25 protein-coding genes are annotated in these 26729 nt (G+C 30.0%); 5 read left to right on the plus strand and 20 right to left on the minus strand.

Translation table 11 applies throughout. The features are described from left to right. Positions 1 to 116: 116 nt before the first annotated feature. A complete protein-coding gene (gene dtd / locus B5E92_RS07995) occupies positions 117 to 566 on the minus strand; it encodes a D-aminoacyl-tRNA deacylase (RefSeq protein ID WP_087300986.1) in 450 nt (149 codons plus the stop codon). Between the two features lie 76 nt (positions 567 to 642). Here dtd and B5E92_RS08000 point away from each other — a divergent pair, with 76 nt between their 5' ends. Next, on the plus strand, positions 643 to 1914 hold the full coding sequence (locus tag B5E92_RS08000) for a replication-associated recombination protein A (protein WP_087300989.1): 1272 nt from the start codon (positions 643 to 645) through the stop codon (positions 1912 to 1914). Positions 1915 to 1927: 13 nt separating this feature from the next. On the opposite strand, the gene B5E92_RS08005 is transcribed toward B5E92_RS08000, so the two are convergent. The 12 genes from B5E92_RS08005 to rny all read right to left on the minus strand — a co-directional run bounded on the left by B5E92_RS08005 (position 1928) and on the right by rny (position 15215). Further along, positions 1928 to 2746: an MBL fold metallo-hydrolase gene (locus tag B5E92_RS08005; protein ID WP_087300992.1), complete on the minus strand. Its 819-nt coding sequence runs from the start codon at positions 2744 to 2746 to the stop codon at positions 1928 to 1930. Further along, entirely contained in the window at positions 2733 to 3668 is a 936-nt protein-coding gene (gene miaA, locus B5E92_RS08010; RefSeq protein WP_087300995.1) for a tRNA (adenosine(37)-N6)-dimethylallyltransferase MiaA, read from the minus strand. The genes B5E92_RS08005 and miaA overlap by 14 nt, the downstream gene beginning before the upstream one ends. Continuing rightward, positions 3668 to 5521, minus strand: a complete 1854-nt coding sequence (gene mutL, locus B5E92_RS08015; RefSeq protein WP_087300997.1) for a DNA mismatch repair endonuclease MutL — start codon at positions 5519 to 5521, stop codon at positions 3668 to 3670. Before mutL ends, miaA begins: the two co-directional genes overlap by 1 nt. Positions 5522 to 5525: 4 nt before the next feature. Next, positions 5526 to 8039 (minus strand): DNA mismatch repair protein MutS, encoded by a 2514-nt coding sequence (gene mutS, locus B5E92_RS08020; protein WP_087301000.1) that lies wholly within the window; start codon positions 8037 to 8039, stop codon positions 5526 to 5528. A gap of 75 nt (positions 8040 to 8114) precedes the next feature. Next, positions 8115 to 8609 (minus strand): outer spore coat protein CotE, encoded by a 495-nt coding sequence (cotE, locus tag B5E92_RS08025; RefSeq protein ID WP_087301004.1) that lies wholly within the window; start codon positions 8607 to 8609, stop codon positions 8115 to 8117. Positions 8610 to 8713: 104 nt separating this feature from the next. Continuing rightward, a complete protein-coding gene (locus B5E92_RS08030; RefSeq protein WP_087301007.1) occupies positions 8714 to 10228 on the minus strand; it encodes an IMP dehydrogenase in 1515 nt (504 codons plus the stop codon). A 73-nt stretch (positions 10229 to 10301) separates the two neighbouring features. Then, positions 10302 to 10640, minus strand: coding sequence for a YlbF family regulator (locus B5E92_RS08035; protein ID WP_087301010.1), 339 nt, complete (start codon positions 10638 to 10640; stop codon positions 10302 to 10304). After that, a complete protein-coding gene (miaB, locus tag B5E92_RS08040; protein WP_087301013.1) occupies positions 10621 to 12066 on the minus strand; it encodes a tRNA (N6-isopentenyl adenosine(37)-C2)-methylthiotransferase MiaB in 1446 nt (481 codons plus the stop codon). Before miaB ends, B5E92_RS08035 begins: the two co-directional genes overlap by 20 nt. A gap of 138 nt (positions 12067 to 12204) precedes the next feature. Beyond that, positions 12205 to 12450: a hypothetical protein gene (locus B5E92_RS08045; RefSeq protein WP_087301015.1), complete on the minus strand. Its 246-nt coding sequence runs from the start codon at positions 12448 to 12450 to the stop codon at positions 12205 to 12207. Between the two features lie 89 nt (positions 12451 to 12539). After that, positions 12540 to 12800 carry a stage V sporulation protein S gene (locus B5E92_RS08050; protein ID WP_087301018.1) on the minus strand — a complete coding sequence of 87 codons (261 nt, stop codon included), beginning with the start codon at positions 12798 to 12800 and terminating at the stop codon, positions 12540 to 12542. Between the two features lie 42 nt (positions 12801 to 12842). Further along, entirely contained in the window at positions 12843 to 13619 is a 777-nt protein-coding gene (locus tag B5E92_RS08055) for a TIGR00282 family metallophosphoesterase (protein ID WP_087301021.1), read from the minus strand. Between the two features lie 39 nt (positions 13620 to 13658). Then, positions 13659 to 15215 carry a ribonuclease Y gene (gene rny / locus B5E92_RS08060; protein ID WP_087301024.1) on the minus strand — a complete coding sequence of 519 codons (1557 nt, stop codon included), beginning with the start codon at positions 15213 to 15215 and terminating at the stop codon, positions 13659 to 13661. 268 nt (positions 15216 to 15483) lie between these two features. On the opposite strand from rny, the gene B5E92_RS08065 reads away from it, so the two are divergent. Beyond that, positions 15484 to 17658, plus strand: a complete 2175-nt coding sequence (locus B5E92_RS08065; RefSeq protein ID WP_087301027.1) for a DNA topoisomerase III — start codon at positions 15484 to 15486, stop codon at positions 17656 to 17658. Positions 17659 to 17673: 15 nt separating this feature from the next. Here B5E92_RS08065 and B5E92_RS08070 read toward each other — a convergent pair whose 3' ends face one another. Together B5E92_RS08070 and B5E92_RS08075 are read right to left on the minus strand one after the other, a co-directional pair. Further along, positions 17674 to 18246, minus strand: a complete 573-nt coding sequence (locus B5E92_RS08070; protein WP_087301030.1) for a DUF4352 domain-containing protein — start codon at positions 18244 to 18246, stop codon at positions 17674 to 17676. Positions 18247 to 18317: 71 nt separating this feature from the next. Beyond that, positions 18318 to 19373, minus strand: coding sequence for a protein kinase (locus tag B5E92_RS08075; protein ID WP_087301033.1), 1056 nt, complete (start codon positions 19371 to 19373; stop codon positions 18318 to 18320). 57 nt (positions 19374 to 19430) lie between these two features. On the opposite strand from B5E92_RS08075, the gene B5E92_RS08080 reads away from it, so the two are divergent. Both B5E92_RS08080 and B5E92_RS08085 read left to right on the plus strand, forming a co-directional pair. Next, a complete protein-coding gene (locus B5E92_RS08080; protein ID WP_158095207.1) occupies positions 19431 to 19844 on the plus strand; it encodes a helix-turn-helix transcriptional regulator in 414 nt (137 codons plus the stop codon). Between the two features lie 31 nt (positions 19845 to 19875). Then, positions 19876 to 20463, plus strand: a complete 588-nt coding sequence (locus B5E92_RS08085) for a hypothetical protein (protein WP_087301039.1) — start codon at positions 19876 to 19878, stop codon at positions 20461 to 20463. 46 nt (positions 20464 to 20509) lie between these two features. On the opposite strand, the gene recA is transcribed toward B5E92_RS08085, so the two are convergent. From recA to B5E92_RS08105, 4 genes are read right to left on the minus strand one after another with little or no spacing between them, the layout of a single operon-like run. Continuing rightward, the gene (gene recA, locus B5E92_RS08090) at positions 20510 to 21568 is read right to left on the minus strand and encodes a recombinase RecA (protein WP_087301042.1); all 1059 of its coding nucleotides are present in this window, start codon (positions 21566 to 21568) and stop codon (positions 20510 to 20512) included. A 38-nt stretch (positions 21569 to 21606) separates the two neighbouring features. Then, a complete protein-coding gene (locus B5E92_RS08095; protein WP_087301045.1) occupies positions 21607 to 22065 on the minus strand; it encodes a CinA family protein in 459 nt (152 codons plus the stop codon). Next, the gene (gene pgsA, locus B5E92_RS08100) at positions 22065 to 22658 is read right to left on the minus strand and encodes a CDP-diacylglycerol--glycerol-3-phosphate 3-phosphatidyltransferase (RefSeq protein WP_087301048.1); all 594 of its coding nucleotides are present in this window, start codon (positions 22656 to 22658) and stop codon (positions 22065 to 22067) included. Before pgsA ends, B5E92_RS08095 begins: the two co-directional genes overlap by 1 nt. After that, entirely contained in the window at positions 22658 to 23650 is a 993-nt protein-coding gene (locus B5E92_RS08105; RefSeq protein WP_087301051.1) for a RodZ family helix-turn-helix domain-containing protein, read from the minus strand. Before B5E92_RS08105 ends, pgsA begins: the two co-directional genes overlap by 1 nt. Positions 23651 to 24046: 396 nt before the next feature. On the opposite strand from B5E92_RS08105, the gene fucO reads away from it, so the two are divergent. Beyond that, entirely contained in the window at positions 24047 to 25192 is a 1146-nt protein-coding gene (gene fucO / locus B5E92_RS08110; protein WP_087301053.1) for a lactaldehyde reductase, read from the plus strand. Positions 25193 to 25319: 127 nt separating this feature from the next. Here the strand turns inward: fucO and B5E92_RS08115 are convergent, their stop codons facing one another. Continuing rightward, the gene (locus B5E92_RS08115) at positions 25320 to 26696 is read right to left on the minus strand and encodes an MATE family efflux transporter (protein WP_087301056.1); all 1377 of its coding nucleotides are present in this window, start codon (positions 26694 to 26696) and stop codon (positions 25320 to 25322) included. Positions 26697 to 26729 lie beyond the last annotated feature (33 nt).

The raw sequence follows: 26729 nt of genomic DNA on the forward strand, positions 1-26729 counted from the left end.
AATTCTTTTTTTTACTTTTTTCGCTCGGCCCTTCCTTTGAACCTCGCTCCTTCTCTCGAGTGCCCTATTAATCTACCACATCCTCTCTCCTTTGTAAATACCTTTTTTTACTTTTTTTAAAAAATTTCTTTACTATCTAAAATAATTGTTACTGGACCATCATTTACTAGTGATACTTCCATCATTGCTCCAAACACTCCAGTCTCTACCATTACACCTTTTTCTTTTAACTGTTGATTAAAGTATTCATATAAAGGTTTAGAAATATCCGGTTTTGCCGCTTCAATAAAACTTGGTCTCCGTCCCTTTTTACAATTAGCATATAGTGTAAATTGTGAAATTGATAAAATACTTCCCTTTACATCTAATAATGACAAATTCAACTTATCATTTTCATCTTCAAAAATACGTAAATTAATTAATTTATCAACCATCTTATCTACAATCATTTTATTATCACTATCAGTAATACCAACTAAAACCATAAAACCTTTGTCAATACTACCAACTACTTCATTATTTATTTTTACATTACTTGAACTTACCTTTTGAATAACTAATCTCATTTAATACACCTATCTTTCAATATCTAAAAATGCTATAATCATTATAACTGATTTTTAAAGTGAAAGGAAGATACTAATGTCTACTACTCTTGCAAATAAAATGAGACCAAAAAAATTATCTGATATCATTGGACAACAACACTTAGTAGGACCAAAATCAATCCTTACTAAATTTGTTGAAAAAAAACATCCTTTTTCAATTATCCTTTATGGTTCACCAGGATGTGGTAAAACTACAATTGCAATGTGTCTAGCCAATGATTTAAATATTCCATACCGTTTATTTAACGCTTCAACTGGCAATAAAAAAGAAATGGATGCAATAATTGCCGAAGCAAAACTTTCAAATGGTTTATTTGTAATTATTGATGAGGTTCACCGTTTAAATAAAGCTAGACAAGACGACTTGCTTTCCCATGTTGAAAGTGGCTTAATTACTATTGCTGGCTGTACAACAAGTAATCCATATCATTCAATCAATCCAGCAATTAGATCTCGCTGTCATATTCTTGAAGTCAAACCATTAACAACAAATGACATTATTGATGGATTAAAGCAAGCACTATTATCATCTGAAGGCTTTAATAATGAATATACCATCGAAGACTCTGTTTTAACTAAAATTGCTAAAGCAAGCAGTGGTGATATTCGTTTTGCATATAACTGTTTAGAAATCTGTTCTATCATTTGTGATAATAATCATATTGATGAAAATGTTTTAGAAGCAGCCATGATCAAAACTAATGTAATTTATGACCATGATGAAGATAACTATTATGATACTTTAAGTGGTTTACAAAAATCAATTCGTGGTAGTGATCCTAACGGTGCTATGTTTTATCTAGCTAAATTAATTGAAACTGGTGATTTTGAATCATTACAAAGACGATTAATGACGATCGCCTATGAAGATGTTGGCTTAGCTAATCCTAATGCTTGTATGAGAACTGTAATTGCCTTACAAGCAGCTAAAACAATCGGTTTTCCAGAAGCACGAATTCCATTAGCTAGTGTTATTATTGATCTATGCTTATCACCAAAATCTAAATCAAGCGAAGCTGCAATTGATAGTGCAATCAGCGCTACTAGAGTACAATCATATCGAACTCCAGAATATTTAAGAATGACTCCTGTTGGTTTACAAGAAGATGAAAAATATGATTATAATCGGCCTGAATTATGGGAATATATCCAATATCTTCCAAATGAACTAGCAAATCAACAATTCTATGTTCCTTGGATGACTAGTAAATATGAAAAAGCGTTAGCTGAAAATTATCGTCGTATTTTAAAACATGGTCGTACTAATAATATTAAAAAACTCAATCAAAGCAAAAAAGCTGGCTAAATTCCAGCTTTTTCTATTCAATTTCCATACCACTATGAATCAATACTAACTGTTCACCCATAATTTCTTTCATTATTGCAAACGCTTCTTTTCCGGTACAATGTCCGGTATAAAATACTGCGGGTACTTTAGTTAAGATATTAGCAGTTTCTTTAATCATCGTAATTTCATCTTGATCATATGGTATTTTTTTAATCATATGAAAACCACTAATAATTTTATCTGGATACTTTTTAAAAATCTGATCATACCGTTTTAATATATTAACAATACCATTATGAGCACAACCGGAAAATAAATACGAACAATTATTTTCATTTACAACTAAACACTGTTCATGATCAAAATCATCTTGAATCAAAACACCATTTTCTCTTTTTTTCAATCTTTGATTAGTCTGTGGCCAAAATTTACGATCAGTAATATTTGAAAATATAGTTAATTCATCATCAATATTAAGCAAATCATCAATGTAAACTATATTTGACAACAATAAAATCTTTTTATCAATTCCAATATAAGCCGGCCCATTTTCACGAATACTATAATAATCATTCACAGCATTTTTTTGGATATAAATAGTCGCATTAGGATTAATTTTAACAAATGATAAAATACCACCACTATGATCGTAATGACCATGACTTAAAACTACAATATCCACTTGTTTTAAATCAATCCCCAATTGTGTCGCATTTTTTATAAAAGCATCACTAGCTCCAGTGTCCATTAATATCTTATGCTTTTTAGTTTCAATATAAAAACTTAAGCCATGTTCATATAAACAATCGCTACTTCCAGGAGTATCTTCAATTAAATTAATTATTTTCATTTTTAATACCCTGTTTTTTTAAATACCCTTTAACTTCATCAACAGTACTATCAAAATCATCAAGATTAACACTAAACCAGTTCACTGGCACCTGATTATTAAACCAGGTATATTGTCTTTTAGCATAATTACGCGAATGTTTCTTTATTAATTCGATAGTTTCTTGTAAAGTTTGTTTTTTATCATAATAAGCAAACCATTCTTTATACCCTATTGCTTTCATGCTCTGTAAATCACTTGAATAATTTTTTTCCATCAATGATTCAATTTCTTTTAATAAACCTTGTTCCATCATTAAATCAACACGTTCATTGATTCTTTGATACAACAATTCACGATCTAATGTTAGCCCAATAAATTTAGCATCATAGATCATTTCGTGTTTTTGTTTAGCTAAAGTTTCACTCTTTTTAACTCCAGTACTTTCATAAATAGCAATTGCTCGCAATACTCTTTGACGGTTATTTGGATGCAATTCTTTAGCACTCAGTTCATCAATTTCTAATAAGTATTGATATAATTGTTCATTTGTATAATCTTGATATTTTTTTACATATTCTTGATGTTCAATTTGGCTATCACTAAACTGATAATCATAAAGAGCTGCTTTAATATATAGTCCTGTTCCTCCAACTATAATTGGCAGTTTATTACGCATAGTTATTTCTTTGATTTTCTTTCTAACTTCATCTTGAAAATCTTTAACACTATAACTTTCATCAGGATTTTTAATATCGATCAAATGATGAACTACCCCATCCATTTCCTGCTTTGTTACCTTAGCTGTACCAATATCCATTGTTTTATAGATTTGCATTGAATCGCCACTAATTACTTCGCCATTAAAATACTTAGCCAAAGCTACACCCATTTTAGTTTTTCCTACTCCCGTTGGTCCAACAACAACTATTACTTTATCCATTACGCTACCCGTTTAAACAATTTTTCAATTTCATAACTAGAATAATAAACTAAAGTAGGGCGACCATGAGGACAAACATAAGGGTTATCACAACGCATTAAATTATCAATAATATTTTGCATTCCTTCATTTGATAAATGGGTATTACCTTTTAATGACGCTTTACAACTCAATGTGGCAATCGCATGATCTTGTAATTTAACAACATCGACTTTATTATCTTTTAAAACCTGATCAACCATGTCTTCAATAAAAACCTGTTCATCAATATTTTGCATCCATAGTGGTAGTTGTTTAATTACATATCCACAATTACCAAAAACTTCTAGATTAATTCCAACCTGGCTCAACAATTGTTTTCGCTCTTCAATAATCAAAAATTCACTTAATGGATATTCTAATGTAATCGGTACTAATAAATCACGCATTGATAAATTTAAATGCTGATACTTATCTAAAAAATATTCGTAATTAATTCGTTCTTGTGCTGCATGTTGATCAACTAAATACATACCAGTTTCATCTTCACAAATAATATATGTACCATGTACCTGTCCTTTTACAAGTAGTTTCTTTTTCATTAATTTTTCACGAGATTCAACCTTAGTTTCAACTACTTGCTTATCAGGTACAATATATTCGATATTTTGTTCTTGAACTAAATTATAATTATTTTCTTTATCCACAACTTCATTTTCAATATTATCAAAAGTTTCGTTATTTTTATCATCTACATGATTAATATTTTCATTGTCTGTACTTTTTAAAATCGGGTCGATTTCATCTTCTACATCATAGTTAAATTCAAAAGCTGGCTGTTCAATATTTACTTTTGGTTTTTTATAATCAGCTACTGCATTATAAGTTAAATTAACATTTGCAAGCGCCTCGCTTATTCCTTGATATATTAATTCTTTTAATTTCATTTCTTTTGAAAACCGTACTTCTAATTTAGAAGGATGAACATTTACATCTACTAAATAAGGATCGATTTCAATATTAAGAATTGTAATCGGATAGCGTTTTTCAGCCAAATAACGTGAATAAGCATTTTTAATACTATCAATACTAACCTTATTTCTAACTACTCGTGAATTAACCATTGTAATCATATGATTTCTACTAGCACGATTTACATCAATTTTAGAAATAAATCCAGTTATATGAAATTCATCATCACCAAAATCAACCGGAATCATCGCTTTAGCAACATTCAATCCATAAATATTGGAAATTACTTCTAATAAATTACCATTACCATTAGTCTTATAGATTGTTCGTCCATTATGAACTAATAAAAAAGCAATATCTGGATGTGATAAAGATAACCGCTCTAAATAAGTTTGAATATTAGCAAATTCTGCATTCGTAGAACGTACATATTTTAAACGAGCTGGAACATTTTGAAATAATTTTTCAACTTTGATATTAGTTCCTTTTTTACTATCACTTTCTTTATTTTCAATATATTTACCATATTCATAAACCACACTAGTCCCTATTTGACCAGTACTAGTCTTTAATTCAAAATGACTAATAGAGGCAATTGATGGAATAGCCTCGCCACGAAATCCTAATGTTTGGATACAAAACAAATCCTGATCATCTTTGATTTTACTAGTTGCATGACGACTAAAACAAAGCAAAGCATCTTCTTTGTCCATTCCATCACCATTATCAATAACTTGAATTAATTTTAAGCCACCTTCTTCAATAATTACATCGATCTTGCTGCTATTGGCATCGATACTATTTTCAACTAATTCCTTAACAACATTCGCAGGTCGTTCGATTACTTCACCCGCTGCTATTTTATTAGCTAAAATATCATCAAGTTGTCTTATTTTTTGCATTTAATCACCTGCTTTCATTCAATTTCTTTAACTCGATTAAAGTCGATAAAGCATCAATCGGTGATAATGTCATTGGATCAATTCCATCAAGATATTTTTCTACCACACTAGGTGAATTTACTGGAACTTCTTTTAATGAATCATCACTCAAATGATTTTCAATATTGTTCTCTTCTAACGCTTCTAATAATACATTTGCCCGGTTTAAAACTTCATCTGGCAATTTTGCTAGCTTAGCAACATTTACACCATATGATTTATTAGAACGTCCTGGTTTAATACGATATAAAAAGACTAAATCATCATTTTCAATCGAAGCACTAGCATGGACATTTTTTATTCCTAAATTCTTATCTTCTAAGAATGTTAATTCATGATAATGCGTTGAAAATAATGTAATGCATTTAATTTTAGTTGCAATATATTCAATCATTGCTTGAGCGATAGCCATTCCATCAAATGTAGCAGTTCCTCGTCCAATTTCATCAAAAATAATCAATGAATTTTCAGTAGCAAAACGTAAAGCATTATTTGCTTCTAACATTTCAACCATAAAAGTTGATTGTCCAGATACTAAATCATCACTAGCACCAATTCTAGTAAAAATCTGATCAAAAATTGGTAAATTAGCATGACTACAAGGAACAAAACATCCAATTTGGGCCATTAAAGCAATCAAAGCAATTGAACGCATATATGTTGATTTACCACCCATATTTGGTCCAGTAATCATTAAAACAGGATTTTTACTATCAATGTCGACATCATTTGCAACATAACTGCCTTCACTCATAACCCGTTCAATAACCCCATGACGTCCATCAGTAACATTAAATATCTTTTCATGATTAAAAATAGGTCTTACATAACTATTTTCACTAGAAATCATTGCAAGTGATTGGAAAACATCAATTCGAGCAATTACTTTTGCAACATCCTGGATTAGATGAACATCTTTTTTTATTGTATTTCTAATTTGTGTAAAGATTGCATATTCTAGTTTAACCATTTTATCCTGAGCGTTTAATAACTTTGATTCCATCTCTTTTAATTCCGGTGTAACAAAACGTTCTGCGTTGGCTAAACTTTGTTTACGAGTATAGTTAAATTCATCTTTTACTAATGATAAATTTGCTTTGGTCACTTCTATGTAATAACCAAAAACACGATTATATCCTACTTTTAACCCTTTAATTCCAGTACGATCACGCTCTTTTTGTTCAAATTCAACAAGCCATTGTTTACCATGATTACGAATGTAACGAAGTTCATCTAACTCCTCATTAAATCCTTCTTTAATGATATTACCTTCTTTTACAGTTAATGGCGGATTATCAATGATTGCCTGGTCAATCAAATTAATAATATGATTTAAATCTATTAAATGATTAGCTAAATCATTTGTAAGCGGCTCATCTAATGATAATAGTTGATTTTTTAACTCCGGAATTACTTTTAAAGAAGCACTGATCCATTTCAAGTCACGAGCATTTATATTACCAAAAGCAATTCGAGAAGATAAGCGCTCTAAATCATAAATATCTTTTAAAATCTCTTTGATACTTTCTCTTTGAATAAAATAATTAGTAAAAATTTCAACTACATCTAAACGTTGTTCAATTTGCTGTTGATTTAAAAGTGGTCTTTCAATCCATTGTTTAAGCATTCTTGAACCCATGGCTGTTTTAGTATGGTCTAATAACCAGTATAAACTACCATATTTATCATTACTTTTAGAGCCTGTTGTTAATTCTAATGCTTTTTTGGTATATTGATCCATTACTACATAATCTTCATTTTTTATTTCTTCAATGATCTGTAAATGCTCTAATTCTCTTTTTTGAGTATCTAATAAATAGTTCAATAATAAAGATGCTGTTTTAATTTGTTTTAAATCATTTATCTTAGAAAAAATCTTATCATATTTTTCATTATATTTATCATGAGGAAAAGGGGAATTTAAAATATTGTCAAAATTACGAATTTGATCAGGTAAAGTCACTAGCTCTTTAACTGCCATTGTTTCTAATTGATTCATCAATAACTTTTCTTTCTTTTCAATATTTACAACACTAAATTCTCCAGTTGTAATATCACAAAAAGCTAAAGTATAATTAAAATCAAATTCTTCTAAAGCGGCAATATAATTATTTCGATTATTTGTTAATGATTCATCAAAAATTGTACCAGGTGTAATTATTTGAACAACACCACGTTCAACGATCCCTCTTTTACCTGGTTCTGTTAATTGTTCAACGATAGCGACACGATGTCCATTATCTACTAATTTTTGAATATATCCACTTGCGGAATGAAAAGGTACCCCACACATTGGTACTCTTTCTTTAGCACCCGCATTTTTACCAGTTAATGCTATTTGTAATTCTTTGGAAACTAAAATAGCGTCATCAAAAAACATTTCATAAAAATCCCCCAATCGAAACATAACGATTGAATCTTGATTTTCTTCTTTAATAGATAAATACTGCATCATCATTGGACTATATTTTTGTTTCATAAATCAACCTCATTTCTAAAAAAATCATTTTCTATTATAACACAAGAATTATTAAAAGAAAAAAGGCTTCCGCCTTTATTTAATAAAATTTTCATCAATCGTTATATTATCAAATTCATCCCACGATTCCATTTCATTTTTTGTTTCAACCCTAATAGTAGTTTTACCAACTACACTTAATGAAATCTCTTTTTCAACTTCAATGACGACTTTATCTTCTAAACAATTAACACCTATACATTTAGGTTCTTGATTACATGTAGCAATCAATTCATCTTGATCATTAAAACTGCGCTGTTCTTTTTTTACTAGATCAAGTTCATTTAAATAACTTACTGTTTGTTTTAAAATATTACTATCATCACGATAGTTATACCACAAGTGAACATCAAAGGTTCCTAAGACTACTGGTTTATCATCTCTAAAAGTTGCATTATAGCGATGATTAGTAATCCAGCAGCCTAAAACCTTATCAAAATTACTAATTTCAAAAGGATATTTATTAATAGTCCTTTTCTTTCCCTTAGCAATTACTGCTTGGGTAATAATCTCACGAATATTATTTGCCATGTTCTCACCTAATTTAATATATGTAAGGTAAGTGAAAAAATGTACTAAAAAGTGGAATATTTATTAGATTTGTCTAATTTAAAAGGTACTTCTAAGAAGTACCTTTAATTTTGATGACCATTTGAAGATGTTGAATCTTTTAAGACAACATCATGTGCTCCACCTTCAACGATACTTGTTGAAGATACAAGAGTAATTTTAGCTTTTTTCTGTAATTCAGGAATTGTTAAAGCACCACAATTACACATTGTTGATTTGATTTTACTTAAAGTTAAACCAACATTATCTTTTAAGCTACCTGCATATGGTACATATGAATCAACACCTTCTTCAAAAGAAAGTTTAGCATCTCCACCTAAATCATAACGTTGCCAGTTACGCGCACGAGCAGAACCTTCACCCCAGTATTCTTTCATATATTGACCATTAATACTTACTTTATTAGTTGGAGATTCATCGAATCTAGAGAAATAACGACCTAACATGATAAAATCAGAACCCATAGCCAAAGCTAAAGTCATATGATAATCGTGAACAATACCTCCATCAGAGCAGATTGGTACATAAATACCAGTTTCTTTAAAGTATTCATCACGAGCTTTAGCAACTTCAATTGTCGCTGTTGCTTGGCCACGACCAATTCCTTTTTGTTCACGAGTGATACAAATTGATCCACCACCGATACCAACTTTGACAAAATCTGCACCAGCTTCAGCTAAAAATCTAAATCCTTCAGCATCAACAACATTTCCAGCTCCAACTTTTACACTGTCACCATAATGTTCTCTAATCCAATCAATAGTAATTTTTTGCCATTCAGTAAATCCTTCAGATGAATCGATACATAAAACATCTGCACCAGCTTCAATTAAAGCCGGAACACGCTTAGCAAAGTCACGAGTATTAATACCAGCACCAACTACATAACGTTTAGATGCATCTAATAATTCATTAGGATTTGATTTTTTAGTTTCATAATCTTTTCTAAAAACAAAATATGCTAATTTTTGATCATCATCAATAATTGGCAAAGCATTTAACTTATTGTCCCAAATTAAATCATTAGCTTCTTTTAAACTAATGCCTGTATGACCACAAATTAGTTTATCAAACGGAGTCATAAATTCAGACACTTTTGTATCTAAAGACATTCTAGATACTCGATAATCACGACCTGTAACAATACCTAATAATTTACCATTAGCACTGGCATCATCAGTTACTGCCATTGTTGAATGTCCTGTTTTTTCCTTTAATGCGATAACATCAGCTAACGTATCGTTAACACTTAAGTTAGAATCACTTGGTACAAAACCAGCTTTATATGTTTTTGCACGTTTAACCATTGCTGCTTGACTTTCGATTGTTTGCGATCCATAGATAAATGAAACGCCTCCTTCGCGTGCTAAAGCAACAGCCATATTATCATCAGAAACAGCTTGCATAATTGCTGAAACTAATGGAATATTAAGTGATAATGCAGGTTCTTCACCTTTTTTAAATTTAACTAATGGTGTCTTTAAACTAACATTTTTAGGTTGACACTCTGTAGAAGAATATCCTGGTACTAATAGATATTCATTAAATGTACGTGATGGTTCATCAAAAAAATATGCCATTTTCTATCTCCTTTTCTTTGTTTTTATTTAATATTTCATAAATTATAATTAGAAATAATTATGAAGTCAAGACCTATTTCAACAATTCTCTATTAATATATGCATTTATCGTTTGTAATAAATTATTTACTTCATCTTTTAAATATAAGTAATTAACTACTAAGGGATGATTTTCAAATTCATCTTTGAGCTGTTGATATTTTTTTATCGTATCAACAACATTACTATCCTGCTTTGCTTTTTGATTAACTATTTTTTTTTGATATGCTTTCATCTTATTTTCCAAAGCTTTTATTTCTTCATTATTACTTATTAAATCTTCATATTTTTGATATTCTTTAATAACATCCAAATTCAATAAATAATCATTTAGTTCTTTTGCATATTCAAAACTATGATTCAACAGCCTCACCCTTTAAAGCCCATGTTTTAGCTTCGGTAATTTTAACTTTAATTATCTTACCAATATCATCAGGGTTTCCTTTAAAATTAACTAATTTTTGATGACTTGTATAACCTGTCAACATTGTTTCATCACGTTTTGAAGTTCCATCAACTAAAACATCGACTACTTTATTTAAGAAACGTTGATTTTGTTTATACGCTTTTTCAGTAACAATTTCATTTAAGCGATATAAACGTTGATCTTTTTCTTCACTTGGAATATTATCAGCCATCTTAGCCGCTGGAGTTCCTTCACGAGGTGAATATACAAAAGTATAAGCTAAATCATATTCACACTCTTGATATAAAGATAATGTATCTAAAAACTGTTCATGAGTTTCATTAGGGAAACCAACAATAATATCAGTTGTGATGGTACAATCAGGAATATATTTTTTAATTTTGTAAAATAAATCTAAATACTGTTCACGAGTATACCGACGTCCCATTTGTTTTAAAACCTGGTTGTTACCAGATTGTACTGGTAAATGAATAGCAGGCATAATATTATCATACTTAGCAATGATTTTGATCATATCTTCACTAAAATCCCATGGATGACTAGTTGTAAATCTAATTCGATCAATTCCAGTTTTAGCAACATCTTCTAAAAGATTCGCAAAACTATAATCATCACCAAGATCTTTACCATAACTATTAACATTTTGACCTAATAAAGTTATTTCTTTATAACCTTGTTTGATCAAATCTTTTACTTCTTCAATAATATCACTAGCTAATCTTGAACGTTCTTTACCTCTAGTATATGGTACAATACAGTATGTACAAAACTTATTGCAGCCATACATAATATTTACCCATGCTTTATATTTATTAGCTCTTTTAACAGGAGTATTTTCTATTACATCGCCTTCTTTAGACCAAACTTCAACGACCATTTCTTTACTATACATAGCCTCTTTTAATAGTTCAGGTAAACGATGAATATTATGAGTTCCAAAAATCAAATCAACGTGCGGATGTTTCTCTAAAATTCTTTTAATAACAACTTCTTCTTGAGCCATGCAGCCACACATTCCAAAAATTAAATCAGGATTAGTCTTTTTTAAATTTTTTACATATCCAACTTTACCAAAAACCTTTTCTTCAGCATTTTCACGAATTGCACATGTATTTAAAATAATAACATCAGCTTCTTTAATATCTTCAGCTGGTTTATATGACATACTCTCTAAAATTCCCGATAAAGTCTCGCTATCACGCTCGTTTGCTTGACATCCATATGTTTGAATATAATATTTTTTCCCTACTCCGGCTTTAATCATATCAGCAGGAATATGATAAGCATCATCATATCTATTTACTCGATCATGACTCCTTTTTTTAGCTTCATTAAGTGAAGGTCCTTTAAAATAACTACTATAATCTTTCATTTGTTCACCACTTTTCCTAATTATTATATACATAATTATAACATTCCAACACTAATATCTGTATACATTTGACTATTCTAGTTGGTTTTTATTAATTTGTCTAGAAAAAAATAAGGACTTGCGTCCTTATTTGCTTAATTAACCAAAGAATCCATCTGGTTGAATAGAGAAATATAAAACTGCTCCATCTTTAGTTTTCTTAAAAACACTTTTACAATGTCCAGCAGCTTCTTCAGGTGAAAGTTCAGTTTCACATTCTACTTCTGCTTTAATACCTGTTTTTTTAATGAATTTACATTTTACTTTATCATCTTCATATCCATCAAAAAAATCAATTAATTTTTGTGTTTGTGCTGTTTGCATTAATAATTTACATTTTGCCATACAAATTTCCTCCTATATCACTTCTTACATTATAACTCATGCACCAAAAAAAATAAAGCCCTTTCAACTAAGTAAATTTAATTTTTATACTACCTTAATTCTAAGGTCAATCTTAATGCTGTTATCTCTTTATCATCGACAATTAAATCATGAAAAGAAGGGATACAGATAATCTCATTACCTGTAGGAATAATATAACCCCTAGCAATAGCAATTGCTTTTACAGCTTGATTTAACGCTGCGGCACCAATTACTTGAATTTGTAATTTTGAACTATTTCTTATCATACTTGCAATAGCGCCAGCAACATTATTCGGACATGATGATGATGATACTTTTATTGTTTCCATATTTTTCCTCCTAAAAGAATATATGAAAACAATTTTTAATTATTACAAATATGGATGATCTTGATTGATTAAAATTCGTTCTATTTTAATAGGACTATTATTTTCAAAAGTCATCACAACACCAGATAACTGGCCACTGCTTTTAGCAACAATAAACGGTGCCGATGACCCTTTTAATCTTTTTACAATAGAATCCAAATCACAACCAATAGCACTCATATACGGTCCTGTCATTCCAGCATCACTAATAAATGCTAGTTTACCATCAATTATTTTTTCATCAGCTGTTTGAACATGAGTATGGGTTCCAAGTACTGCACTAGCTTTATCTTTTACATAATGGGCAAAAGCAATTTTTTCACTTGTAGCCTCTCCATGAAAATCAATAATATGAATATCTTGTTTTAAATCTAAATATTCATCGATTGCTTCAAAAGGATTACTATAACGACTATCCATAAAAGCTACTCCTAAAACATTAGTAACTCGGATTTTTTTACCTTTTACATCAAAAACTCTTGTTTTAACACCAGGTAAAACTTTAGGCTGATTAATCGGAACGACTAGTTTATCAGCTTCATCAATATAATCATATAACTCTTTTTTATCAAAAGTATGATTTCCCATAGTCATTGCCTGAATACCACAAAATGATAATTCATCATAATGACGTTTTAATAGTCCTTTACCATGACTAGTATTTTCTACATTTGCAATTACAAAATCAATTTTTAAATCATTAACTAAGCGATGTAAATAATCATTAATCATATCTCGGCCAATTGAACCAAAAATATCGCCAATAAATAATATCTTCATTTTTCTTCCTTTCATAAAAAAGATAGGCAATGCCTATCCTTATTTTGCAATTTCACTTGCCCTAACTTCCCTAATGACTGTAACTTTAATATGTCCAGGATAAGTAAGTTCTTCTTCAATTTTATTTTTAATATCACGAGCAATTTTATGTGACATTAAATCATCTACTTTATCTGGCTTAACCACGATTCGTACTTCACGTCCAGCCTGGATAGCAAAGACACGATCAACACCTTCAAAACTTTTAGCCATTTCTTCTAATTTTTCAAGACGTTGAATATAATTTTCAATTGTTTCACTTCTACTTCCTGGTCTAGCAGCACTTAAAGTATCAGCTGCAGCAACCAAAACTGAAATGACACTAGTTGCTGGTACATCACCATGATGTGATTCAATAGCATTAACAACAGTAGCATTTTCACCATGCTTTTTAGCAAATTTAGCTCCTAATTCTACGTGGCTACCTTCCATTTCATGATCCATTGCTTTTCCTAAATCATGAAGTAACCCTGCTCTACGAGCCAATTGTTGGTTTAAACCTAATTCAGCTGCCATGATTCCTGCTAAGTGAGCAACCTCTAGCGAATGCTGCAAAGCGTTTTGACCATAGCTTGTACGATATTTAAGTTTACCAATCATCTTGACAATGTCTTTATCAATTCTTGAAATTCCTAACTCAAATATAGCATCTTCACCAGTTTTTCTAATTACTTCGTCTAATTCATTCTTAGTTTTTTGAACAACTTCTTCAATTCGTCCTGGTTGAATTCGTCCATCTCTAATCAAAGTTTCTAATGATAAACGAGCAATCTCTCGTCTTACTGGATCAAAACAAGAAATTGTAATTGCTTCTGGAGTATCATCAATTATTAAATCAACTCCAGTACATTGTTCAATCGCTTTAATATTTCGTCCCTCGCGACCAATAATTCGCCCTTTCATTTCCTCACTTGGTAAAGCTACTACCGAAACAGTTCTTTCTACTGTTTCTTCTTGAGCATAACGGTTTATCGCATTAGCAATAATATCACGAGCAAGCAAACTTGCTTTTGATTTAGCTTCCTCTTCACGATCTTTTATGTAAGCCGTCATTTCTGTAGCTGTCTGCTGTTCGACCTGCTTAAATAATTCCTGCTTAGCTTCTTTAGCTGACATGGCAGCAATCTTTTCAAGTTCAACAACTTTGGCATCAATTTTTTCTTTCAATTGGTCTTCTAGTTTACCTAGTCTTGCTTCCCGTTCATCTAATTGTACTACTCTTTGCGCTAAAACATCTTCTTTTCCTTGAATAGCAATATCACGTCGATCAATTGTTTTTTCACGTTGTAAAAGTTTATTTTCATATTCATTAATCTCTTCTCTTTGCTCTTTAGCTTCTTTTTCTGCCTGAAGCTTTAATTCATAAACTTCGGTTTTGGCATCTAAAATAGCCTCTTTAACAAGGGTATCTGCCTTAGCAGTTGCATCATCTATAATTTTCGCAGCACTTACGTTAGCTTTAGAAATTTTTAGTTTATTAATTAAATAACTAACAAAAAAACCTATAGCTACAGCTAGAACATAGGTAAAGATAGAAACGACAATATTTCCTGACATATTTCGTCCTCCTCTTTTTACTATGTAATATATTATTATGAATCTATTTAAATTCATTGTGCGACAAGCACAATAACATTGTATAATATTTTGACATCTTTTACAATGAAAAGTGTTTGTCATAAATTTATTTTATCAATATATTATTTAGTTTATAACAACTGTAAATAGTATTTTTCTATCAAATATAATACTGAAATAGATTATAATTAGTTTTGCTATTAAAAAAGGATAATGCTAAAATAAACAAGAAATGAGGGATATAAAAATGACAAAAACACTTGTATTAGCTGAAAAACCATCGGTAGGAAAAGACATTGCTCGTGTATTACAATGTCACAAAAATATCAATGGCGGTTTAGAAGGAAATAAATATATCGTTACCTGGGCTCTTGGTCATCTTGTAACCTTAGCTGATCCAGAAATGTACGACCATAAATATCAAAAATGGAACTTAGATGATCTGCCAATTATGCCTGAAAGAATGAAATTAGTTGTTATCAAAAACACCGCCAAACAATTTAATGCAATAAAAAATCTTCTTAATCGAAATGACATCAAAGACATTATCATTGCAACTGATGCAGGACGTGAAGGAGAGTTGGTTGCTCGCTGGATTATTAATAAAGCCCATGTAAAAAAACCAATGAAACGTCTTTGGATATCATCAGTTACTGATAAAGCAATTAAAGATGGTTTTAAAAATTTAAAAAATGCTCGTGATTATGAGCCGTTATATCAAAGTGGCTACAGTCGTAGCGTAGCTGACTGGCTAGTCGGTATTAATGCTACCAGAGCTTTGACATGCAAATACAATGCTCAATTAGCTTGTGGTCGAGTTCAAACACCTACTTTAGCGATGATTGATAAAAGAGAAACAGAAATCAAAAATTTTCAACCCAAAAATTATTATGGCATTGAAATTTTAAGTAATAACATCTACTGGTCATGGCTTTCAAACAAAAATGAAAAACATATATTCAATCAAAATAAAATAGATAATATTATTGAACAATTACAAAATAGCAAATTGAAAATTACAAATATTACTACTAATAATAAAAAATCATATGCCCCTTTGCTTTATGATTTAACAGAATTACAACGTGACGCTAATAAAATATATGGATTTTCAGCCAAAGAAACATTATCAATCATGCAAAGCTTATATGAATATCATAAAGTGCTAACATATCCACGAACTGATTCTCGTTATTTGACTGAAGATATTGTACCAACTTTAAAAGAACGACTTATTGCAAGTAAAGGTGGCTATTTTGATGATGTTATCGATCAAATATTAGCCAACCCGATTAAAAAACAAAATCATTTTGTCAACAACAAAAAAGTAAGTGACCATCATGCAATTATTCCAACCGAACAGCCCGTCATGTTAGGTGCATTTAGCGATAGTGAGTTTAAAATTTATGATTTAGTATTAAAACGGTTTTTAGCAGTACTATTGCCACCATATATATACAAAAAAACAACGATCAAAGCTAAAGTCAACCAGGAAACATTTACTACTTCTGGAAAAATTGAAATCCAAAGCGGTTGGCAACAAATTTACAATCATGATAACACTGAACAGTTTGAACAAGTACTTCCACTAATGAAAGAAAACGATCAATATGTTGTTAGTGAAATTAAAAAAACCTGTGATCAAACTACGCCGCCAGCATATTTTAACGAAGCTACACTTTTATCAGCAATGGAAAATCCGGTTCACTATACCAATAATAAATCTAAACAGCTAAATAGTACTTTAATTAACACTGGTGGGCTAGGTACTGTTGCTACTAGAGCTGATATTATCGATAAATTATTTAATACTTTTTTGATTGAAAAAAGAAATAATGAAATTCACGTTACCAATAAAGGGAAACAACTATTACAGTTAGTTCCACAAGATTTAAAAGAACCAGAATTAACAGCTAAATGGGAACTCCAACTCGCTAAAATTGCTAAAAAACAACAAAAGCCCGACCAATTCATTAATGAAATACGACAATACACAAAAAAAATAATTAATGAAATCAATAGCAGTCAGGCAACATTTAAACATGACAACCTAACAACTAAAAAATGTCCTGAATGTAATCATTTTATGTTAGAAGTTAATGGTAAAAAAGGTAAATTATTAGTTTGTTCCAATCCTGATTGCAAGCACAAAGAAACTGTATCAATCATTACCAATGCTCGCTGTCCTAACTGTCATAAAAAATTAGAGTTAGTTGGTAAAAAAGAAAAACAATTATTTGTTTGTAAAACTTGCGGTTATCGCCAATCAATGAATGCTTTTAAAAAAGAAAGAGCAACAAAAGATAATGAAGCTCGTAAAAGTGATATCAAAAAATACTTGCAACAACAAAAAAAGCAGCAGACTAACATTGAAGATTCGCCTTTTGCTGCCTTATTAAATATTAAAGATGAGTTAAAATAGTACTACTATTTTAACTTATCTTGCAAGTGAAATAACATCCTTTTCACTTCCCCAAACTCCTGTTTGCACTTGTAATTCAGTTTTCATATCATTAGCAATAGTTTCTGGAACATCAAAAATTAATCTTCCTTGCAAAGTCACTTCAGGATTTATTTCCTGATATATAATTGAGCTATCTCCCAGATAAATTGCCCCATTATCATCAGTAGAATATTCATTACCGTTATTTAATAGTTTAAAGAAACTATCAGAGACTGTCAAAGCTTCTGTTTCATGATTAGTTATTGAAATATCAATAATTAAATATGTATCATTAGCTTCACTTTTTAAATATTCATCACCGACACTCTTAGTAATTTCAACACCGTTAATTAAATAATCAACTTTGCCCACTGTTACAGTTTCACCAATGCTATGATTTTCTTTTTCTTGAGTGCTTTCATTTGTTGTAGATTTATTTTCTGTTTTATTACTACTAGAATCCTCACTACTAGAACCAGCCGCTATAGCAACAATTCCAACAATCAAAACAATACATAAAATCTTTTTTATTAATGAAAGTTCTTTAAATTTAGTAAATATTTTCATCTATAATCCTCCCTCATTAAGGATTATAGCTTATTTAGATAATTTATCGGTATGCTAGTAGCAGACATTAATTAAATACTATTGATACATCCAACAATAAAGGCTTCTAAAAATATCCAGGCTGTCGCTGTAACAACAATCCCAATAACTCGTACAAGTTTCGATTTAGATTTTGCTAAAAAGCAACGATTCCAGATTTCTAAATAATTACCAGCAAATAAAATTATAGTCATTAAAACAATAAAAACTAATATTCGATTAAGCCATAAATCAAAACCAGTTAAAACTTTATTATCAACCGTCATTTCACTAATCATACAAACTAAAAAAATTAATATATAACCAGCTAATGCTAGTATTTTTTTAATCAATGAATTAGTTTTAAATCCTGGTAAATTTATTAAATAATACTTTAATTTAAAACTTTTATCTTCTAAATTCAAATCCACTAACATCATCGAAACACTTTCATAACGCTGTTTGGGATCAATATTGATAGCTTTATTTATCACCTTACTTTCAAAGCCATCATATATTTTTTCATTTGGCAGCTTTTTAGTTAAAATAAAATTTAATAAAACTCCTAAAGCATAAATATCACTTTGCTGATTAGTTTGTCTAAAACCAAACTGTTCAGGAGCAGCGTAACCTACACTACCTAATATATAAGTATCTTTATTTTTATCACCTTGGTAATTTCGAGAGATATCAAAATCAAATAAATATACTTTTGAACCATCGTAAAAAATATTACTTGGCTTGATATCACGATGAATTACTGGTGGTTTTAAATTATGAAGCTCTTTAACAATATTACATATTTGTTTAAATATTAATAAGGATTCTTGCTTATTTATTTTATTATTAAGTACATATTCTTCTAAGGTACTAGCATTAATATATTCTTCTATTACTACTATTTTATTACCAATTTCTTGAAGCTGGTAAATTTTAGGAATTTGTTTAATTTGATTTTTTGCTAATTGATAATAAACTTCCTTATTATATGCAGGTATTTCTCGTTTTAAATATAGTAATTGATCTATTTTATTTCTAACCAATACCAATCGTTTATTTTCATTTTCTTTTATTATTTCTAATTCATGATAGAGATTTCTTATATCCATTTTTTTCTCCTTGCATTATTAAATAGACCAAGCTAAGATATATTATAGGTGATTATGATGATTTCAACAACTCAATTATTAGATATAATCAAAAGTGATGAAAATCTGACTTTAGAACAATTACTTCTACAAGTTCCAGAAATAGATTTTGTTACTTATTTAGAAACGTTATTGTTAAAAAAAGATGTTTCTAAAAGCGAATTGATAAAAATGACTAATTTACATCGAACATATGCTTATCAAATTTTTAATGGACAAAAAAAGCCTAGTCGTAGTAAAATAATTCAAATTGCTTTAGCATTGCAACTAGATATTCGTGAAACTAATAACTTATTATCGTTGTCTGATAATGGTTATTTATATCCCAAGGTTAGATATGATGCAATTATTTTATATGCATTAGAGCATAAAAAATCAATTATCGATACTAATCTTATTTTGGATATGTATGAATTACCAATTTTAGAGTAGTTTACGAATTTAATATTTTAGGAGGATATATATGACTAATAAAGAAAAATTATGGAACGTTATAAATCAAGAAGATACTTTAAATTCATTAAAAACAGCATTTGAAAATCGAATCAAACCTGTTTCTGACGAATTTAAAAAAGTTATTGATAAATGTTTAAATACTAAATTACAGCAAGATACTAGACTGATTATATGTGGTGAACCAATATATTCAAAATGGGGAGATTTTGTTGGCTATGACATTCAACTACAAGAAATGGATTTTGCTACTCAGATAGCTCAAGCTAATTTAATTTTAAGCGATACTTCTGATTATAAAAAATATTTTACTTTATCTCCAGAAAAATTTATTACTGATTTTCTAAAAAAATACATCTTACAACACACAAGTGATGCAATTGAGTTTGATGAAGAATTACCTGAAATATGTTCATGGGCTAAAGATTGTAAATATTGGGATGAACTCGCTTATACTTTGATTTGTGAAAGAATCCAGCAGAATATTGAATTTAAACTTGCTAGCAAATTTGAACCTTGCGAAGAAATGAACACTATAACTTTAAAACAAAACAATGAAGAATTAATTAGTTTTGGAGTATATTTTGATATATGCTAAAAATGGAAAGAGAGTTAATTACAACTTCTCTTTCCATTTTTTATAACTATTTTTTTGTTTTCTTATCAGTTTCTTCAACGTCATTTTCTAAAGTAGCAACAATTGCCTGAGTAATTTCTTCCATAATATCAGGATGTGTATTTAAAAAGTTCTTAGCATTTTCACGACCCTGACCAATTTTTTCGCCCTTATAGGCGTACCAGGCACCACTTTTTTCGACAATATCATGTTCTACTGCTAAATCTAACACTTCACCATCACGAGAGATACCTTTTCCATAAATAATATCAACTTGCGTAGATTTAAATGGTGGAGCAACTTTGTTTTTAACTACTTTAATATTAACTTTATTACCAACTATATCACTACCAGACTTTATAGCTTCACTACGACGAATTTCTACTCTAACTGATGAATAGAATTTCAATGCACGACCACCAGTAGTTGTTTCTGGATTTCCAAACATAACTCCAATTTTTTCTCTCAACTGGTTAATAAAAATAATTGTACATTCAGATTTATTTAACTCTGCAGCAATTTTACGTAATGCTTTAGACATTAAACGTGCCTGCAATCCCATTTGAGCATCACCCATTTCCCCATCTAATTCAACTTGAGGAACTAATGCAGCAACTGAGTCAACTACAACTAAATCAATCGCTCCAGAACGTACTAATGTTTCCGCAATTTCTAATCCTTGTTCACCAGAATCTGGCTGTGATAAAATCAATTCATCAATATTTACCCCTAAATTTTGAGCATATACAGGATCAATGGCATGTTCTGCATCAATAAAAGCAGCACGACCACCTTGTTTTTGACATTCAGCAATAGCATGAAGTGTCAATGTTGTCTTACCACTAGATTCCGGTCCGTATATTTCAATAATTCTCCCTTTAGGATATCCACCAATACCCAAAGCTAAATCTAAAGTTAATGAACCAGTAGGAATGACATCAACACTAACAGCAGCACGATCACCTAACTTCATTACTGATCCTTTTCCATATTTCTTTTCAATTGCTTTAATTGCATCTTCTAAAGCTTGAGCTTTTTTAGCTTCTTCTTTACTAGCTTTAGTTTCTTTTGTCTTTGCTTCTGCCATCTTTTTTCCCTCCTACTATATATATACTCCCAAAAATCTTAATTTACTTTTATCTTCTTTGTTAACTTTCTAATAACAAAATCAATTGCCTGCTTTTGAATTTCCTGACGACTACCTTTTAAATTCAATTCATAAACATTAATACCATGATAATAGATACCAATATAGACTAAACCAACCGGTTTACCTTCCATAGCATCAGGTCCAGCATTGCCAGTAAACGAAATGCAAATATCGCTATCTAAAATCTGTTTTCCATTAATACACATTAAAGAAGCGATTTCTTTACTTACAACGCCATATTTTTGAATTATATCATGAGAAATTCCTAACAGTCTTTCCTTTGTAACACTTTGATATGTTACTAAACTACCCTTATAAACCTTAGAAATGCCAGGAATACTTCCTAGCATTGCGGCAAAGTTACCTACTGTAAAACTTTCTACACTAGATATACTTATATTATTGTCAATTAAAAATTTTGCTAATTCTTCCATCACATAGTCTCCATAAGCATTTCACGATTTTTCATAAAATAATCAATTCCACTAATTACAGATACTACCGTTGCTATCCAAGCAAAAATAGTTGCTACATCAATATTTAAAGCACTAAATGGAAAATTATTTAATAATAACATACAAATTGCAATTATTTGCGTTACAGTCTTAAGCTTTCCTAATTTACTAGCAGCAACTACTACTTGTTTACTAGCTGCAGACATCTTAATTGCATCAACAATAGTATCCCGAGATATCATAATAATCGGGATAATAATATTTATTACCTGGTTACTTGCTAATAATAGAAAGATAGTATTTATTAATAACTTATCAGCAATTGGGTCAACAAACTTACCAAATGTCGTAACCAGATCTTCTCGACGAGCAATTTGCCCATCTAAATAATCTGTAAACGAAGCGACAATAAAAATCACTAAAATAACTAAATTAACTAATGAAATATCTGTATTTAAAACATGAAAATTTGCTACTTCAATGCCAAAATCGGCATATGGAAACATATAAATGATAATTAATACCGGTACCAGTAAAATTCTGGTAATCGTGAGTCGATTTGGCAAATTCATTATTGCACCTTCGTTAAGACAAGAGTTTTCTTACCCCCATCGTATTCACTTGGATCAATTTCAATTTGCGTATCGTTTATATAGAAACGATGTCCCATAAAATATCCCATTGTCAATTCAAGAGTTTGGAATTCATCTTTATTAAATTCTAACTCTACTACTTCTGGCGTAGCATCTAATGAATTACTTGTATTTGCATCATTATAAATTCCACTTCTAAAACCATCATATTCACTACCATTATAAGTTAATCGACACCATGAACGCCCAACAAATTCAACTCTGAATTTAATAGTTGGTTGACTTTCATCTACACTAAAACTGTAATCTAATTCACCATTTTTAGTAATAGTAACTGCTGGTGTCTGCTCAGCTGGTTCTTGGTCAGCTTGATTATTATTGTCTTCGGTATTGTTTTGTTCATCAGTATTTTGATTAGCTGCTTCGTTATTTCCTTCTACTGTAGGTGTATTATTGTTATTAAAATCACTACTATCATCTGATTTACTTGCAATAATTGTATACCAGACAACAAATACTAATGCTATGCAAATAACTCCTACTAACGCATATTTAAGATATCGTAATAAATAACGGTCTTCATAAACACGTTTATTAGAAATTGGTTTCTTTGGTTTTATTTTTTTCAAATCTTTGAACGAATCACTAACCTTTTCAGAAATAGTAATGTTCTTTTTATTTTCATCAGCTAAACGTTTAGCCAAATCCTCTTGTCGTATTTCTTCTAATTGTATTTCTTGAGTTAATGCTTCAAAATCTGCATCAAGCTCTTTTTCTTCTAAACCTAAATATTTAGCGATTTTTCTTAAATACATTTTAAGATATAATTCATCACCTTTAAATGTATCAAAATTTCCAGATTCTATATCTTTCAAGACAGCCACTGAAATAAATGTTCCTTTAGCTAGTTCTTCAAGGGTAATCCCTCTAGCCTCACGTTCTTTTTTAACACGTTCGCTAATGTTTTCCATGAGCTATCCTCCTTTTTATTTTAAAAAAACGTCTTTAATAAACAAATAAATTATATCATAATTCTTACTTATGACAATAACCTAATCACATTTATTTTATGAAAGATTTATTTTAATATACATCTTTATTACTATTTTATTTTACCTTATAAATATAAACTTTTGATGTACTAATAACAAGTTTTTTTAGAAAAATTTTTTTATTATCTAAAAATAATATTTTTAACTATTTTCTTAAAAAAATATATAAACCACAAAAATTTGTTAAAAACATAAGTCATTAACAAATTTAAGTATTTATTTAAATGTTACAAACGCTTACATTTGTAACTTGTTTTTATTTTCACAAGAATGATAAAATATAGACAGTTAAAACAAAGGAGGAGACTTAAAAATATGGCAAACAGATTTGTATTAAACGAAACAAGTTATCATGGAAAAGGAGCAATTAATGAAATTCCTAACGAAGCAAAAGCAAGAGGATTTAAAAAAGCATTAGTTTGTTCAGATCCTGATTTAATTAAATTTGGTGTTACCAAAAAAGTTACTGATTTATTAGATGAAGCTGGATTAGCTTATGAAGTTTATTCAGATATTAAAGCAAATCCAACAATCGAAAATGTACAACACGGAGTAGAAGCATTACACAACGCTAAAGCTGATTACATTATTGCAATCGGTGGAGGATCTTCAATGGATACTGCAAAAGCTGTTGGTATTATTGATAGAAACCCAGAATTTAGTGATGTTAGAAGCTTAGAAGGTGTTGCAGATACTAAAAACCCATGTACTCCTATCTTCGCAGTACCTACTACTGCAGGAACAGCTGCTGAAGTTACTATCAACTACGTAATCACAGATGCTCAAAAAGATAGAAAAATGGTTTGTGTAGATGTTCATGATATTCCAGTAGTTGCTTTTGTTGATCCAGATATGATGTCAACTATGCCAAAAGGTTTAACAGCAGCAACAGGTATGGATGCTTTAACTCATGCTATTGAAGGTTATATTACTAAAGGTGCTTGGGAATTATCTGATATGTTCCATTTAAAAGCAATTGAAATTATTTCTAGATCATTAAGAGGTGCTGTAGATAATACTCCTGAAGGTAGAGAAGGTATGGCTTTAGGACAATATGTTGCAGGTATGGGATTCTCTAATGTAGGTTTAGGATTAGTTCACTCAATGGCTCACCCACTTGGAGCTTTATATGATACTCCTCATGGTGTAGCAAACGCAATTATCTTACCAACAGTTATGGAATATAATGCTGAATATACTGGTGAAAAATATAAAGATATCGCAGAAGCTATGGGTGTTGATACAACTGGTATGTCACAAGAAGAATACCGAAAAGCCGCTGTTGATGCAGTTAAAAAATTATCTCAAGATGTTGGTATCCCAACTGACTTAAAAGATATCGTAAAAGTTGAAGACTTAGATTTCTTAAGTGAATCTGCTCTAGCTGATGCTTGTTGTCCAGGTAACCCAAGAGACACTAGTGTTGAAGAAATCAAAGAATTATATAAATCATTATTATAATAATAAAACAGAATTTAATAAAAATCCCACCTCCGTAGATTGGTGGGGTTTTTATTATAACAAAGCTGGTCTAAATGCAAAAAATAAGTGATAGCTTTTTTAACTATCACTTTATTTATAAAATCAGTTATTTACTTTCATTCATCTTTTTCATCATATTTTTAAATTCAAAATAGAACATTATTGTAGTAGTTAACACCGCAATAGTATCTGCAATTGGTTCAGCTAAAAATACTGCGAAAACTTGATCTTCAATAAATAATGGTAAAATATAAATAAGTGGAATTAAAACAATAATTTTTCTAAATATTGCCAAAAATGCACTTTTTTTAGAATTACCAAAAGCAATGAATGATTGTTGACAAGAAACTTGAATTCCCATCAATAATACTCCTGCCATATAAATTCTTAATGCCCATTTTGTAATTTCCATTAATTGTGGATCACTTGTAAAAATAGAAACAAATACTGATGGTACTAACATTACTAAAGCCCATAATATAGATGAATAAGTAAAACAAGAAATAGTTTGCAATTTGAAAGCTTCTTTAACTCTACTAGCATTATTAGCACCATAGTTATAACTAATAATTGGTTGACCACCTTGAGTTAATCCTTGTAATGGTAACATCGCAAACTGCATAATACTTGATAAAATAGTCATCGCACCAACAGCTAAGTCGCCACCATATTTTAATAATGATGAGTTAAAGCATAACACTAAAATACTTTCTGTTGCTTGCATTACAAACGGAGCGATTCCTAATGCAATACATGGTGCTAAAATATGCATATCTATTTTTAAGTTTTCTTTTTTCAATTTTAAAATTGTATTTTTACCTGATAAAAACCAGATTGCCCAAACAGCACTTAAAGCTTGAGATAATACGGTAGCAACAGCTGCACCTTTTACTCCCATATCAAAACCAAAAATCAAAATTGGATCTAAGATAATATTAGTTACCGCACCAATAATAACTGTAAGCATACTAATTTTTGAAAAACCTTGTGCCGAAATAAATGAATTTAAACCTAATGTTAATTGAACAAATATTGTTCCTATTGCATAAATAGTAATATATTCAAGAGCATAAGGAATAGTATTCTTACTAGCTCCAAAAAGATATAACAACGGTTCTTTAAAAACTAATACAATTGCTGTTAATAAAATTGCAACAATAACTAACGCTGTAAAACAATTTCCTAATATTTTTTCTGCTGTTGAATTATCTTTTTTTCCCATATAGATACTAGCTCTAGGAGCACCACCCATACCTAATAAATAAGCAAAAGCAGAAACAATCATAATAATCGGAAAACAAACCCCAACACCTGTTAAAGCAGCAGAACCAATGTTTGGTATATGACCAATATACATACGATCAACCATATTATATAAAGCATTTACTACTTGTGAGGTAATTGCTGGAACTGCTAAAATAAATAATAAATGTTTAACTGGCTCTTTTCCAAGATCGACCTCTTTAGACATTTTTAATTTCATAAAACATACCCACCTTTCAACAATAAATCCTAA

Source organism: Erysipelatoclostridium sp. An15, from assembly GCF_002160675.1.
Taxonomy (GTDB): domain Bacteria; phylum Bacillota_I; class Bacilli_A; order Erysipelotrichales; family Coprobacillaceae; genus Thomasclavelia; species Thomasclavelia merdavium.

Excerpts from the sequence above, each read along its gene's own strand:
- B5E92_RS08030 (WP_087301007.1), bottom strand. The coding sequence starts at position 10,228 with ATGGCATATTTTTTTGATGAACCATCACGTACATTTAATGAATATCTA.
- B5E92_RS08095 (WP_087301045.1), bottom strand. The coding sequence starts at position 22,065 with ATGGAAGAATTAGCAAAATTTTTAATTGACAATAATATAAGTATATCT.
- B5E92_RS08045 (WP_087301015.1), bottom strand. The coding sequence starts at position 12,450 with ATGGCAAAATGTAAATTATTAATGCAAACAGCACAAACACAAAAATTA.
- B5E92_RS08115 (WP_087301056.1), bottom strand. The coding sequence starts at position 26,696 with ATGAAATTAAAAATGTCTAAAGAGGTCGATCTTGGAAAAGAGCCAGTT.
- B5E92_RS08005 (WP_087300992.1), bottom strand. The coding sequence starts at position 2,746 with ATGAAAATAATTAATTTAATTGAAGATACTCCTGGAAGTAGCGATTGT.
- B5E92_RS08050 (WP_087301018.1), bottom strand. The coding sequence starts at position 12,800 with ATGGAAACAATAAAAGTATCATCATCATCATGTCCGAATAATGTTGCT.
- B5E92_RS08070 (WP_087301030.1), bottom strand. The coding sequence starts at position 18,246 with ATGAAAATATTTACTAAATTTAAAGAACTTTCATTAATAAAAAAGATT.
- B5E92_RS08055 (WP_087301021.1), bottom strand. The coding sequence starts at position 13,619 with ATGAAGATATTATTTATTGGCGATATTTTTGGTTCAATTGGCCGAGAT.
- miaA (WP_087300995.1), bottom strand. The coding sequence starts at position 3,668 with ATGGATAAAGTAATAGTTGTTGTTGGACCAACGGGAGTAGGAAAAACT.
- B5E92_RS08105 (WP_087301051.1), bottom strand. The coding sequence starts at position 23,650 with ATGGAAAACATTAGCGAACGTGTTAAAAAAGAACGTGAGGCTAGAGGG.
- B5E92_RS08000 (WP_087300989.1), top strand. The coding sequence starts at position 643 with ATGTCTACTACTCTTGCAAATAAAATGAGACCAAAAAAATTATCTGAT.
- B5E92_RS08075 (WP_087301033.1), bottom strand. The coding sequence starts at position 19,373 with ATGGATATAAGAAATCTCTATCATGAATTAGAAATAATAAAAGAAAAT.
- fucO (WP_087301053.1), top strand. The coding sequence starts at position 24,047 with ATGGCAAACAGATTTGTATTAAACGAAACAAGTTATCATGGAAAAGGA.
- recA (WP_087301042.1), bottom strand. The coding sequence starts at position 21,568 with ATGGCAGAAGCAAAGACAAAAGAAACTAAAGCTAGTAAAGAAGAAGCT.
- B5E92_RS08085 (WP_087301039.1), top strand. The coding sequence starts at position 19,876 with ATGACTAATAAAGAAAAATTATGGAACGTTATAAATCAAGAAGATACT.
- mutL (WP_087300997.1), bottom strand. The coding sequence starts at position 5,521 with ATGCAAAAAATAAGACAACTTGATGATATTTTAGCTAATAAAATAGCA.
- cotE (WP_087301004.1), bottom strand. The coding sequence starts at position 8,609 with ATGGCAAATAATATTCGTGAGATTATTACCCAAGCAGTAATTGCTAAG.
- dtd (WP_087300986.1), bottom strand. The coding sequence starts at position 566 with ATGAGATTAGTTATTCAAAAGGTAAGTTCAAGTAATGTAAAAATAAAT.
- rny (WP_087301024.1), bottom strand. The coding sequence starts at position 15,215 with ATGTCAGGAAATATTGTCGTTTCTATCTTTACCTATGTTCTAGCTGTA.
- pgsA (WP_087301048.1), bottom strand. The coding sequence starts at position 22,658 with ATGAATTTGCCAAATCGACTCACGATTACCAGAATTTTACTGGTACCG.
- B5E92_RS08080 (WP_158095207.1), top strand. The coding sequence starts at position 19,431 with ATGATTTCAACAACTCAATTATTAGATATAATCAAAAGTGATGAAAAT.
- B5E92_RS08065 (WP_087301027.1), top strand. The coding sequence starts at position 15,484 with ATGACAAAAACACTTGTATTAGCTGAAAAACCATCGGTAGGAAAAGAC.
- miaB (WP_087301013.1), bottom strand. The coding sequence starts at position 12,066 with ATGAAAGATTATAGTAGTTATTTTAAAGGACCTTCACTTAATGAAGCT.
- mutS (WP_087301000.1), bottom strand. The coding sequence starts at position 8,039 with ATGAAACAAAAATATAGTCCAATGATGATGCAGTATTTATCTATTAAA.